The following is an 11887-nucleotide window of genomic DNA, read 5'->3' on the forward strand; positions in this document are numbered from 1 at the left end:
CATCGCGGCGGTATCCAATGACCGGATCCGGCCAGCGGAAAGTGAACAAAGTGCCTGCCGTTCTATCGTTCCCCGGCCATCGTGTTGGCCGTTACTGCTTGCAATAATGGCCGCGGCTCCTGGTTTCACAACCCTGACCAGAATCAGCGCGCCATTGCTGCGGCGTCACCCTGCCCTGAAGCGGGCCCGCAGACCTTTGCGCAAACCTCCCTTTATGTCAGTGCCCGAAGTGATCGAGCGGCTCCGCACCGTTTATGACCCCGAGATCCCGGTGAACATCTACGACCTTGGTCTCATTTACGACCTCCAGGTGATCGGGTCCGAAGTCTATGTGCTGATGACGCTCACCACGGCTTCCTGCCCCGCAGCGGCCTTTCTCCCCGAGGAGGTGCGGGCCGCGATCGAAGGAGCACCGGGTATTACAACGGCGCATGTAGACGTTACCTACGAGCCCCGCTGGACGCAGGCGCGCATGAGCCCCGAAGCCCGCGCGCAGCTAGGCTTTTCCTGAGCGCAACTGCGCCGCCGTATGCACACCCACAAAGGCGAGAAACAGTACGATCGCCACAGCATTGCCCAGGCCGGCCCAGCGCCGCAGCGCCGGTGCGCCCGCCACATCGGCACAGATACGCAGCAGCAGCGACAGCTGCAACAAGCCAAACGGAACATACAACAGCGGGTGATATACGCGGAGCCGTCTTTTGAGCAACGCCGGCAGGATCACCGGGGCGTGGGCAAAAATCATCGAAAATACAAAGCCGATGAAAAAGCTGTGCAGCACCGCGTCGTAGCCAAGCGGCAGCCGCGCCTGTACCAGCAGCAGCACGCTTGCGACCAGCAGCCACCCGTAGCCCGTGAGCAGCAGCCACCCGGAGTAGCGATGGCTCCCGCCGGCGCGAAGCGCATGCCGCGCCATATCGTAGCGCAGCAGCCAGAGCGCCGTAACACCCAGCGACAGCGACAGCAGGTAGGACCCGTCTGCGGGCAGCAGCAGGGCCGGCAGCACCAGTGCAAGCGCGGTCAGCAGGATGGCCTGGCGGCCGGGTGGGCGCGGCAGGAACTTGGTGAGCTCAAGCCGCTCGGCAACGATGGTGAGCAGCAGGAAAGCCATCCACCAGCCCGACGCCGCGGCGTAGCTGTTCGTCCGTAGAAATACAAGTTGCCCGCAGAGGGCGGAGCCGGCACCCGCGGCAAAAACATAGTAATGAAGCTCGCGATGGCGGTATACAAACCAGGCGCACAGCAACAGGAAGCCCGTGGCCGAGGCCAGCAGCAGGCCTTCGGCCAGCAGCGGGGCGCCGCAGAGGAAGGCGGGCACGCTGGCCGCGCTCAGTGCGGGGAGCAGGCGCACCCACCAGCCGCGGAAGAGGACAGATCGTTCCAGGATGATCAGTGAGGCCAGGAACCCGTTGACCATAAAATTGCCGTGGTTGGCGGCGGCCAGCGGCAAGGGCAGCGCCCAGCCGGTGCGGAGCAGGCCGCTCCAGAGGGCTGCCAGCAGGGCCAGCAGAACCAGGGGCAGGGCTGCCAGTGTCAGTTTCATCGATTTCGTTTGAGGAAGGTCTTCCCGAGCTCCAGGTCGTCGGCAAGGCCCTGTACGGTGTGGGTGCAAAACTCCTGGTGCAGTTGTCCGCGCGCCGCCTGGTAGGAAAAATGGATGGGGCAGGGTTTCTTGTCGGAGCACTTTTGCAGGCCCAGCCCGCATTCGGTGAACAGGCCGGTGCCGTCCACCACGCGCACGATATCAATCAGGAAAAGTTCCTTGCCGCCGGGCGGAATGCTGAAGCCCCCGTTGGGTCCTTTGGCCGATTCGATCAGGCCTTCGCGCGCCAGCAACTGCAGGATCTTGGCCGTAGTGTGTTCGTTGGCGCCGATCGCTTCCGACACGGCACGGATTCCGGCGCGCGCTCCCTGCCGGGAGTGCGCAGCCAGGAATACGGCCGCCCGCAAGGCATATTTACAGGAGGTGGAAAGCATAGGCAAAGATGGCCCGGGAACCTTATCCGCGGAGCTCCTTCTCGAGTTGGAGGGCTTTCGGGAACAGGATGTTGTTTTCGAGGTGTATGTGGCGGTGAAGGTCCGCTTCCAGCCCTTCCAGCTTCGTATACAGCAGGTTGACGCTGTTGCAGGCACCTTCGGGGCGCCGGTAGCCAAAGGTGCAGCTCCGCATGCCGGCCAGCAGCTCGCCGGCGGCTTCGTGGTCGGCTTCCATCATCTGCAGGGGCTCGCGCAGGGAAAACTGGCGGCGCAGGGCTTCGTGGTCGCCGCTGTCGCGGGCCTGCACCAGGGCCTTGATAAAGGGAAAGACCACTTTCTCTTCTTTTGCGAAGTGCGTCTGAAGCTCGTTGCTGAGAATGGTCCAGGCGGCACGCAGGTCGAGGAGCTCGGGGAGGGCGTGGCCGTGGTGGCCGGCTACTTTTTCAAGCAGGTCGCCGATCGCGGGCGCTTCGTCATAGTAGTAGCGGTGGTGCTTGTTGTAAATGTAATCTGCCAGGAATCCGAGGTCCCAGCCGTCGTAGTTCTCGGCGGGTGCGGCGCTGCCGGCGCTGGCCTCGAGTTCGGCTTCCACAGCGGCGAGGTCAAGGCCTTTTTCGGCGCAGGTCTGCTTCAGCGATTTGCGACCGCCGCAGCAGAAGTCGATGCCGTATTTGCGAAACACTTCGGCCTTGCGGAGATCCTTCGCGGCGATCTCGCCCACGGTGGGGCCGTCGGCGGTGGCGAGCTTCCGTATTTCTACAAGCCAGTTGTCCGGCCCCTGCTCCAGGTAGGTCCAGGCGAATACGTTGCCACGCTCGGCGATCAGCTGGTAATACAGGGGCTTCGGGTCGTGGTCGTTCAGAATGCGGAAGGCGTCACCCGGCGCCAGCTCGTCGAAGTAGCGGAAGATGGTGGGGTGTTTCAGGCGGGGTTCAATAATCGAAACGTGGAGCGTGTATACGCTGCCCGGGACGGTGGTATCGGTAGCCATCATGAGGAGTTGTTTTAATCCGGAGTAAAAGTAGATGGATACTTTTACTCGGAAACTGATCCTCGTCAGTCGCCGTCAGGATAGTGCCCCGTCGTCGGTGAGAAATTCCCGGATGGTTTCTTTCAGTTGCTGGTAGGTGCGCGGCTTCACATAAAGGGGCACGCCGAATTTTTCGCAGGTGAGCCGGTCGAGCGGGTTTTCGGAAGTGGTGAACACGATGGTCCGCAGCGCGGCGAAGTGTTCGTGCTGGCGCAGGGCCACCAGGGTTTCGCGGCCGCTCATCTGGGGCATATTCATGTCGAGGATCACGAGGCAGGGGAGGGCGTCGCGGGTGGCGCCGTCTTCGAGCAGCTCGAGGGCTTCGCGCCCGTTGCGCGCATAAAGCACGCTGATGCCCAGTTGCAATTCAGCCACCGCTTCCGAAAACATTTCGAGGTCGTCGGTATCATCGTCTACCCACAGGATGCATTTTTCCGCCATAAGCCGATCATTTGTCCCGCGGCAGCTGCCAAAAACCGAGCCTGTTTGACCGCTGCACCGGCGCGGTGCTAATATACGGTGCTTTAATGCAGCTCAAGCTTGGTGGCGAGCATCCACCCGACCAATTCTTCCCAATCGCGGATGCTGGCGGGTTTCGTCAGCATGTCGATGCCGTGGCGGGCGCAGAAAGCCTCGTCTTCGGCGCTCGCCGAGGAGGTGAATACGACGGCGGTGAGTCCCTGCGGTCCTTCGCGGTGCAGGGCTTCGATGAATTCGTAGCCCGACATCCCCGGCAGGTTTAGGTCCACCACGAGCAGGTCGGGGTAGGCCACGGGCGGCAGGCTGCGCAGGTGGGCCAGCGCGTCGTCGGCGCGCGTGAAGCGCTCCAGGCTGATGGCATGGGTGTGTGCGCGGAGGGCGAGCTCCAACAGGCGTTGATAGTCCTCGTCGTCTTCGAGGTGCAGCAGGCGAATAGAAGGGGTCATAGCAGTTGGTTACTTACGGAGTAGCGGCAGCCCCGGATTTTAAAAAACCGGTCGTTCGGGCGGCTAATCTACGACGCAACAACTTCGTTTGTGCATTCAGCCACAATGACTTAGGCAGAAAAAAATAAATCGTATAAATACGTTAGGGTAAATGCTCGGAAAAATATAGGTTATCACCCCTATGCTGAATTTGGCCCGTGACTGAATAATGGCGCTTACGATCACACTTTATTGACAGAAGATGATAGCTTTAAGATCAATACGGGTCCACCCGTGTGGACTCTTCGGACGGTGGCGGCTACGGTAATGCCAACGGCAGCTATTTCTTTACCCAGATCAGCGACAGTACCGCAATGGCGGCACTATTTCAATGGCCGAATGCGGCATCGATCGTATCCATAAGGCTATACGGGGTTGGCCCGCCGTTACGACGCTTTGGCGGGGAGGTGAAACGCAACCTGGTGCGCCGCGATCGGTATTGCTTCAAAACGATAGCCCAATGCTGTGAAATGCTGGAGTAAGCGTGGCAGAACTACACGGATATGGCCCGCAGAGCTTAAAATGTCGTGACAAAGTATGATTGATCCTGGGCCGGCTTTACTGGCTACGTTTTGGAAGCACTGTTCGGGTGTGATGCCTTTGTCGTAATCCTTGCTGTCGACCGACCACAGGACGAGCTGGAGGGGATGCCCTTTGCATTGCAGGTACTGCATCCGGGAGCGGTTGATATGCCCGTAAGGCGGTCGAAAAAGCGGTGAGTCGATGAGACGGGCTGCCTCGTTTACGTCGGCAATGTAGGTATCGGATGGGGTTTTCCAGCTATCAAGGTGTGAGTGGGTATGGTTGCCAACAGCATGGCCTTCAAAGCGGATGCGCGCATAGATCTCCGGGTATTGTGCAACAGCGGAGCCGAGGCAAAAGAAGGTGGCCCGGGCATCATACAGCTGCAATTGCTCCAGCACGAACGGCGTTCCGACGGGGTCGGGGCCATCGTCGAAGGTGAGGTAAATCAATCGCTTTTCAGTTTCAATCTGGCGGGTAGCCTCCACCAGCAGTCCATACCGGAAAGCGAGGCGTGTTGCCAGGGAATGAGGATATCGCGAGGCCCGTTCCGACAGGGTGTGCAGCAGATTGTTGGCAATCTGGCCGGGACGCATAAATCCAGAATGCGCATCCGGATCCTGCTGCTGGCTCAGGTAAAGCAGATAGCCGGCGAACTGGAGCACTTCGGCGATAGCAAAGGCAACGGCAACGCCATTGCCGTGCCACAGTTTTGCAAACAACAGGAGGAGGGAAAAATTCACGATGAACCCAAAGCCTAAAAAGCGCATGCAGATCCGCTTTTCGTCGCCTATAAGCAATAGTTGTGTGCCCAGAAGGGTATTGGTCAGGTGAAAGAAGAGCACCGGCGACATCATCGACACAATGGTAGTGGAGGCGGCAAAGTGAATTCCCAGGTAATGTGTGACGATCTTTTCGGCAAGGAAAAAGGCTGATAGCGCAGCCGCGAGGCTTAGGAATATGATATAGGGCAGGATGCGCTGCAGCCGTTCCAGTCCATCCCGGCGACTCCGGCTAAACGCAACTTGTATAAAAGGCAGCAGGATGGCAATTATCGGGAAAAGAAAAAGGGCCTGCTCCAGCAGGAACACGTTGATGGCCCCGGCAAAAAGCCAGGCATCTTCCTTCACCAGCAAATATGCGGCGACCAGCAGAATACTTACCGACAATTGATTGGCGATCCAGTATTTTACCGGGGAGGAGGCGCCGTTTTTCAGAAACTGGCTGAGCAAGGCAGCCCACGAATGAGTTTGGTCCGGCCGGGCTTTGCGAAGCCCTTTCCCCAGCCGCCATAGGGTAAGCAGTGCATAGGCTACGGCAAGCGGTGGCAGCAGCCACCGCGCGGCACGGAGGTGTGTCAGTACAATAGCTGCTGCACAAAACGAAAGATGGAGCAGCAGCAAGCGTGTTCCCGCCGCCAGTCGCCCGGAGCCCTCATCCAGCCAAGCCGGGAGCAACAGGCTGGCCGACAGTAGGGAGAACATCGTGAGTGTGACCAGGTTGTAGATAGGCGAATCGGCATACCGGACGCAGCAGGCAATGCCGCCTGCCAAAGCTGGCAGCCAAAGACATGCTTTGACCAGCAGGATCGGACTGGCGATGCGGGCCCGCTCCCTGTCCGGATCGGCACTGAAAAGCAGCCGGGCTACGGCATACATTTCAAGCCCTGTATTGATAAACACAATTGAATAGAGATAAAGGACATAGGTTGTTTCCGTTTCCAATGCTATTTCGTGTCCCGCGAGGTGGAAAACGGCCCGGAGCAATACCAAGGGCAGTACACATTGTGCAACTGGAAGGAGAAGGAGGTTCTTTTGCGCGTTCAGAAGAACGGATTTTCCTAATGATGGTGACGTCATAACATTAGTCGGTTAGGTTGGATAGGTGTGGAAGCAAGCGATTGGTCAGTCAATTTCCCAGTTCGCGATGAATACGCATGCTTTTAATCAGGCAGAAAACATAGTGCCAATCGGGGCTGTAGGATTTTGACGGAAGAGGTGCTCCTGGAAAAGGAAGTTGAAAAATAGTTTGGTTTATATCGTAAACCAGTTTATGTTTGTCTGACAATTGCATTTATGAGATCCTTCTCCCTTCTTTTCTGCCTCCTGCTGATCGCCGGCCTTGCCGGTGCCCAGCCCCTCAGCGGCACCGTACGCGATGCCCGGGGCGCAGCAGTTGCCGGCGCCAGCCTTACGATCAAAGGTTCCTACGACGGCGGAACCTCCGATTCCTCCGGGCGCTTCTCCTTTGCCAGCACCGAAAAAGGCGCCCAGGTGCTGCTGGTGTCGGCCATCGGCTATAAGTCGTGGGAAGGCCCGGTGCAGCTTACCGGCAGCCCGCTGCAGCTGTCGGTGCAACTGAAAGAGGAGGTAACGGAACTGAAGGCCGTAGTGATCTCGGCCGGCTCCTTTGAAGCCAGCGACAAGAAAAAGACGACGGTGCTGAGCCCGATCGATATTGTCACCACGGCTTCGGCCCTCGCCGACGTTACCGGAGCCGTTAAGACGCTTCCGGGCGCGCAGCAGGTGGGAGAGAGCGAAGGCCTCTTCGTTCGTGGCGGCACGGCGCAGGAAACAAAGACCTTTATCGACGGCACGCTCGTCAATAACTTCTTTTACAGCTCGGTGCCGAACGTGGCACAGCGCAGCCGCTTTTCGCCCTTTATTTTTAAAGGAACCGTATTCAGCGCCGGCGGTTACTCGGCCCTGTACGGGCAGGCCCTTTCGTCGGCACTCATCCTCGAATCGATCGACCTGCCCGAGCAAAGCTCCGGACAGGTGGGCGTGTCGGTGCTGGGTGTGAGCGGCGGCCTCCAGAAGCTGTCGAAAAACAAGAAGGCTTCCTGGGGCGCTTCCTATGGCTACACCAATGTGGGCCTCGGCTTCGCGCTCATCAAGCTCCGCGACGAATACTTCGGTGTGCCGCAGTACCATACCGCCGACGCCAACTTCCGCATCAAGACCGGCCGCACGGGCATGCTGAAATACTACGGTTACTTCAGCTTCAACAAGCTGGGGCTGCGCCAGCAAAGCATCGACACGATCGGTTACAAAGACGCCTTCGCCCTGCGCAACAACAACATGTACCACAACCTGTCGTGGCGCGGCTCGCTCGGCGGCCGCTGGAAGCTGCAGCTCGGCGCCTCCTATTCGACCAACCGCGACGACATCGACGCGCAGCTGGTAGACGGGCAAAACGATCCGAAGATGGTCGCCGGCTTCGAGCAGAAGAACTTCGGCCTGGTTACGAAAGGCCGCTACATCAATGCGAAGGCCGTATTCGAATACCGCCTCCGCGGACTCAGCGCGCTCCGCCTGGGCAGCGAGTACAACTACAGCTCCGACCGCAGCGACTATACGCTTTTCAACGGGCAGCAATTCCCGAACGCGGTGACCGAGCACGGGAAGGCGCTCTTCGGGGAAGCCGATCTTTACATCACCAATGCGCTGGCAGCCCGCGTGGGCATGCGTGCCGAGCATTCCGCGCTGCTTGATAAAGTGAATGCGGCGCCACGCCTGTCGCTCGCCTACAAGGTGGGCAAGGAAGGACAGGCATCGCTGGCTTACGGTGAATTTTACCAGACGCCCGAGCGCCGCTACCTGTCCGCGCCGGTAACGCTCGATTACGCCAAGGCTACGCATTACATTGCCCAATACCAGCGCGTGAGCCCGAAGCAAACGCTACGCACCGAAGTGTTTTACAAGAAATACCGCAGCCTGCTGAAGACGGGTGTGCTCCAAGGCCGCGAAACGGCTACCGGCACGGGCGGCTACGGCGAGGCGGCGGGCTTTGAACTGTTCTGGCGCGACAAGCAGACCTTCAAGGGTCTCGACTACTGGATCTCGTATTCGTACCTCGACACAAAGCGCGACTACCTCAATTTCCCCGCGGCGCTGGAGCCTTCCTTTGCGGCGAAGCACACGGCGTCGCTGGTGTTGAAGCGTTTTATCCCGGCCATCAAAACCGGCTTCAACCTCTCGTATACGTACGCTTCCGGACGTCCCTACTACAACATCGGCTACGACAACGGCTCGGGCAAGTTCCAACTGACCGACGCGGGCCGCACCATCGATTACCATAGTGCGTCGTTCAGCATGAACTACCTGCCGAAGCTGTTCTCCAAAGGCGCCGGCAAGAATACAGTGCTGGTGGCATCGGTCACCAATTTCCTGGGCAACAAGCAGGTGTATGGCTACAAGTATGCGCAGAACGGATCGCGGAAAGAGGCGATTACGCCGCCCACCAACATGTTCTTTTTCCTGGGTGCGTTTATCTCCTTCGGCGTTGACCGCACGGAAGACATCATCAATAACAATCTTTGATGTTGGATTTCAGATTTCAGATTCGAGAGAAATTTTTGAAGCTCTGAACTCCTAAACGGACAAATCCTACTAAACCTCTAAACTTCGCTTATATGAACTACAACGACATTCCGCAAGACAAGGATCCGCACCTGTGGCGCATTGCGCGCCGGCGGGCCGGCTTCCGTCGCTCGCTGTTCACTTATCTTACCGTGAACGCCTTTCTGTGGGCCATCTGGTATTTCACCGGGGCGCGTTCCTACGGTGCCGGCGTTCCCTGGCCGGTGTGGCCGACGCTCGGCTGGGGCATCGGTATCGCCGCGCAGTGGTTCGGCGCTTTCGGTCCGGGCAGCAACCATGCCGACCCGGCTGAATCGGAATACCAGAAGCTGATGCGCGAGCGCGAAGGCCGCTGATCTCCAAGAACAACATAGGTGGCGGTGCTTCGTGCCGCTCCAAAATAAAAAAATCCGGCGCGCTGCGTCGTCAACACAAAAACAAAAACAATGAAACAGATCCTTCTTCTTCTTGCCCTGTTCGTTTCGGGCGCTTCCTTTGCCCAGAGCGAGAAATACGTGGCCGCCATGCAGCCGCGGGTTAACGCCTTCGACACGACCCGCAGCTTGAGCGGGCTCAACGATCTTTCGGCCGGCTTTGAGCGTATTGCCGAAGCGGAGAAAACGCAGTGGATTCCCTTTTACTACGCCGCGCTGGCCAAGGTAAGCAGCGGCTACTCGCTCACCGGCGGCAAGATGGGCGGTATGGCCGCACAGTTGGACCCCATTGCCGACAAGGCCGAAGAGTTGCTGAACAAGGCCGAAGCACTGAGCAAAGACAACTCCGAGATCTACGTTGTGCGCAAGATGATCGCTACGCTGCGCATGATGGGCGACCCGATGAGCCGCTACATGACCTATGGACGCCAGGCCGGCGAGGCGCTGGAGACAGCGAAAAAGCTGAACCCCGACAACCCGCGCGTGTTGTACCTGGAAGGCCAGGACAAGTTTTTTACGCCGGCGCAGTTTGGCGGCAGCAAGGAAGAAGCCGTTGAACTCTGGAAAGAAGCCCTGAAAAAATTCGATAGCTTCAAGCCCGCCGACGCGCTTGCGCCACACTGGGGCCGTATAAATACGGAATACTTCCTGGCGCAGGCAGCGAAATAGCGAAGAGAAAGAACGCAGATCTTTTATGATTTCTACGATTAGCGCAGATTCTTTAGTACTGTTCTTTCAGTAGAAAGGCCCTATAATCGTAGCAAAAATCCGATTGCCTATAGGAATAGCAAAAAGAGAAAATCATTTATCAGCTGATGAATCCTACAAAATCTGCGTTCTTTCTCTCTCACGATTCACTATAGAAACTATGCAACCAAACTTCACGCCCGACGACAGCCTTGCGCTGATCCACACGATGATCCGGAAAACGCGCTCCAACCTGGGCGCGAACCGGTTTTACTTCCTCTTCTGGGGCTGGGTAGCTTTCGGGGCGCTCGTGGCCCAGTTTATCCTGAAGGTGCTGGTGCACTACCCGCGGCACTACCAGGTGTGGTGGGTGATCGTGCCGGCGGTGATCATCACGATGATCCGCACAAGGCGCCACAGCCGCGCGGGTGCGCGCACCTATGTGGGCGAGTCGATGAGCGCGCTCTGGATGGGCGTAGGCATCTCCTTCTTCGTGCTTTCGTTTCTCATCGCGCAGCTGCCCGGCGGCTTCCTGCACGCCTACCCGTTCTATATCCTGTTTTACGGCCTCGGCACCTTCATCTCCGGGCGCCTGCTGCACTTTCGTCCACTCGTGGCAGGCGGCCTGATCAACTGGGTGCTGGCGATGATCTGCATCTTTGTGCCCTACGATTACCAGATGCTGCTGACGGCGCTGGCCATTCTCTGCAGCTACATTATTCCCGGGTACCTGCTGGGCCGTAGCAAAACTGAAGTACTATGAACGAGCAACCCATGAACGAGCAGGAGAGCCTGAAGCTTATTACCGACATGATCGGGAAGGCAAGGAGGAACTTTCACGAAACCGGCACCAGCGCTATTCTTTGGGGCAGCGTCATCGCTTTTTGCGGGCTTATGAGCTTCGCGCAGCAACGCGCCCACTTTTACATCGGCTTCGACGTGTGGCTGCTGACATTGGCGGCGCTGCTGCCCCAGGTGATCATCAGCGTCCGGGAGGCGCGCCAACGCCGCGTGCGCACGCACACGCAGGAGGCATTGAACGCGGTGTGGCAGGTATATGGATTAAGCCTCTTTGCCCTCGTCTTTTATTGCAATACCGTCGGTGCTGTAGAGGCGGCGCGCCTGTCGGCCGAAGGAGCGGAGCTTTATCAAAAGGTAAACGGCGAGCTGCGCGTCGTGCAACCGCGGATCCCCAGCTACGGCAGCCTGCTGATCCTGCTCTACGGGATCCCGACGCTGGCCACCGGTATCGCGCAGCGCTTTCGGCCCATGCTGGTGGGCGCCATTTTTTGCTACACGTTCTTCATCATCTCCTGCTATACCGACAACACCTGGGATCTGCTGCTCAACGGCCTTGCCGGCATCGCCAACTGGCTCGTCCCCGGGCTTATCTTGCGCGCCCGCTACAGGAACGAGAACCGTACCCTTCATGTTTAAAGACCTCGATCCCATATTGCACTCGCAGCTGCGGCTCGCCGTCATGTCGCTCCTCATCGGGGTGAAGGAGGCGGAGTTTATTTTCCTGCGCGAGCAAACGGGCTCCACGGCCGGCAACCTGAGCGTGCAGGTGCAAAAGCTCAAAGAGGCCGGTTACATCGAGGTGACGAAGCAGTTCAAAGACAACTACCCCCAGACGCTCTGCAAGATTACGCCGAAAGGGGTCGATGCGTTTGAGGCCTATGTGAAGGCGCTGCAGGGATATATCAGGAAGTAGGAAAGTGGGAAGTCGGAAGTCGGAAGTGGAAGGCCGGCTGTAGTGCAGGGTGCCGCGTAGCGGCGTTTTTTTTTATTGCCTCGGGCTTAAAGAAACCATCAACAGGCAGGTTACTTATCGTGTAACGGGCTGCCCTGCTGAATTCCCCCGGCTTTAACAACCTTTCTTCTTCTCCGGTTGTTACACCAGCAAGGCCC

Annotated in this window: 13 protein-coding genes; 7 read left to right on the forward strand and 6 right to left on the reverse strand. The window is 58.4% G+C overall.

The window, feature by feature from the left end:
• Positions 1-214 precede the first annotated feature (214 nt).
• Entirely contained in the window at positions 215-511 is a 297-nt protein-coding gene (locus E0486_RS00295; protein WP_131850134.1) for a metal-sulfur cluster assembly factor, read from the forward strand.
• Here the strand turns inward: E0486_RS00295 and E0486_RS00300 are convergent.
• The 6 genes from E0486_RS00300 to E0486_RS00325 form a co-directional block, all read right to left on the reverse strand.
• Positions 497-1543 (reverse strand): hypothetical protein, encoded by a 1047-nt coding sequence (locus tag E0486_RS00300; RefSeq protein WP_131850135.1) that lies wholly within the window; start codon positions 1541-1543, stop codon positions 497-499. The genes E0486_RS00295 and E0486_RS00300 overlap by 15 nt on opposite strands.
• Positions 1540-1977: an RrF2 family transcriptional regulator gene (locus E0486_RS00305; protein WP_131850136.1), complete on the reverse strand. Its 438-nt coding sequence runs from the start codon at positions 1975-1977 to the stop codon at positions 1540-1542. Before E0486_RS00305 ends, E0486_RS00300 begins: the two co-directional genes overlap by 4 nt.
• A gap of 22 nt (positions 1978-1999) precedes the next feature.
• Positions 2000-2971 (reverse strand): iron-sulfur cluster repair di-iron protein, encoded by a 972-nt coding sequence (gene ric / locus E0486_RS00310; RefSeq protein ID WP_243697342.1) that lies wholly within the window; start codon positions 2969-2971, stop codon positions 2000-2002.
• Between the two features lie 72 nt (positions 2972-3043).
• Positions 3044-3448: a response regulator gene (locus E0486_RS00315; protein WP_131850137.1), complete on the reverse strand. Its 405-nt coding sequence runs from the start codon at positions 3446-3448 to the stop codon at positions 3044-3046.
• An 83-nt stretch (positions 3449-3531) separates the two neighbouring features.
• Positions 3532-3933, reverse strand: coding sequence for a response regulator (locus E0486_RS00320; protein WP_131850138.1), 402 nt, complete (start codon positions 3931-3933; stop codon positions 3532-3534).
• A gap of 425 nt (positions 3934-4358) precedes the next feature.
• Complete coding sequence (locus E0486_RS00325; protein ID WP_131850139.1) at positions 4359-6353, reverse strand: polysaccharide deacetylase family protein; 1995 nt, start codon at positions 6351-6353, stop codon at positions 4359-4361.
• A 216-nt stretch (positions 6354-6569) separates the two neighbouring features.
• On the opposite strand from E0486_RS00325, the gene E0486_RS00330 reads away from it, so the two are divergent.
• The 6 genes from E0486_RS00330 to E0486_RS00355 all read left to right on the forward strand — a co-directional run bounded on the left by E0486_RS00330 (position 6570) and on the right by E0486_RS00355 (position 11690).
• Entirely contained in the window at positions 6570-8816 is a 2247-nt protein-coding gene (locus tag E0486_RS00330) for a TonB-dependent receptor (protein ID WP_131850140.1), read from the forward strand.
• 92 nt (positions 8817-8908) lie between these two features.
• Entirely contained in the window at positions 8909-9211 is a 303-nt protein-coding gene (locus E0486_RS00335; RefSeq protein WP_131850141.1) for a 2TM domain-containing protein, read from the forward strand.
• A gap of 90 nt (positions 9212-9301) precedes the next feature.
• Positions 9302-9958: a tetratricopeptide repeat protein gene (locus tag E0486_RS00340; protein WP_131850142.1), complete on the forward strand. Its 657-nt coding sequence runs from the start codon at positions 9302-9304 to the stop codon at positions 9956-9958.
• 199 nt (positions 9959-10157) lie between these two features.
• On the forward strand, positions 10158-10739 hold the full coding sequence (locus E0486_RS00345) for a hypothetical protein (protein ID WP_131850143.1): 582 nt from the start codon (positions 10158-10160) through the stop codon (positions 10737-10739).
• Positions 10736-11413, forward strand: a complete 678-nt coding sequence (locus E0486_RS00350; protein ID WP_131850144.1) for a hypothetical protein — start codon at positions 10736-10738, stop codon at positions 11411-11413. Before E0486_RS00345 ends, E0486_RS00350 begins: the two co-directional genes overlap by 4 nt.
• Positions 11406-11690, forward strand: coding sequence for a winged helix-turn-helix domain-containing protein (locus E0486_RS00355; RefSeq protein ID WP_131850145.1), 285 nt, complete (start codon positions 11406-11408; stop codon positions 11688-11690). Before E0486_RS00350 ends, E0486_RS00355 begins: the two co-directional genes overlap by 8 nt.
• The last annotated feature ends 197 nt before the right edge of the window (positions 11691-11887 follow it).

The sequence above is a fragment of the Flaviaesturariibacter aridisoli genome (genome assembly GCF_004343705.1).
Taxonomy (GTDB): Bacteria; Bacteroidota; Bacteroidia; order Chitinophagales; family Chitinophagaceae; genus Flavisolibacter; species Flavisolibacter aridisoli.

Bases quoted from the DNA above. Each gene is read 5' to 3' on its own strand.
- E0486_RS00295 (WP_131850134.1), top strand. From the start codon at position 215: ATGTCAGTGCCCGAAGTGATCGAGCGGCTCCGCACCGTTTATGACCCC.
- E0486_RS00305 (WP_131850136.1), bottom strand. From the start codon at position 1,977: ATGCTTTCCACCTCCTGTAAATATGCCTTGCGGGCGGCCGTATTCCTG.
- E0486_RS00335 (WP_131850141.1), top strand. From the start codon at position 8,909: ATGAACTACAACGACATTCCGCAAGACAAGGATCCGCACCTGTGGCGC.
- E0486_RS00345 (WP_131850143.1), top strand. From the start codon at position 10,158: ATGCAACCAAACTTCACGCCCGACGACAGCCTTGCGCTGATCCACACG.
- E0486_RS00325 (WP_131850139.1), bottom strand. From the start codon at position 6,353: ATGACGTCACCATCATTAGGAAAATCCGTTCTTCTGAACGCGCAAAAG.
- E0486_RS00355 (WP_131850145.1), top strand. From the start codon at position 11,406: ATGTTTAAAGACCTCGATCCCATATTGCACTCGCAGCTGCGGCTCGCC.
- E0486_RS00350 (WP_131850144.1), top strand. From the start codon at position 10,736: ATGAACGAGCAACCCATGAACGAGCAGGAGAGCCTGAAGCTTATTACC.
- E0486_RS00300 (WP_131850135.1), bottom strand. From the start codon at position 1,543: ATGAAACTGACACTGGCAGCCCTGCCCCTGGTTCTGCTGGCCCTGCTG.
- E0486_RS00340 (WP_131850142.1), top strand. From the start codon at position 9,302: ATGAAACAGATCCTTCTTCTTCTTGCCCTGTTCGTTTCGGGCGCTTCC.
- ric (WP_243697342.1), bottom strand. From the start codon at position 2,971: ATGATGGCTACCGATACCACCGTCCCGGGCAGCGTATACACGCTCCAC.
- E0486_RS00320 (WP_131850138.1), bottom strand. From the start codon at position 3,933: ATGACCCCTTCTATTCGCCTGCTGCACCTCGAAGACGACGAGGACTAT.
- E0486_RS00315 (WP_131850137.1), bottom strand. From the start codon at position 3,448: ATGGCGGAAAAATGCATCCTGTGGGTAGACGATGATACCGACGACCTC.
- E0486_RS00330 (WP_131850140.1), top strand. From the start codon at position 6,570: ATGAGATCCTTCTCCCTTCTTTTCTGCCTCCTGCTGATCGCCGGCCTT.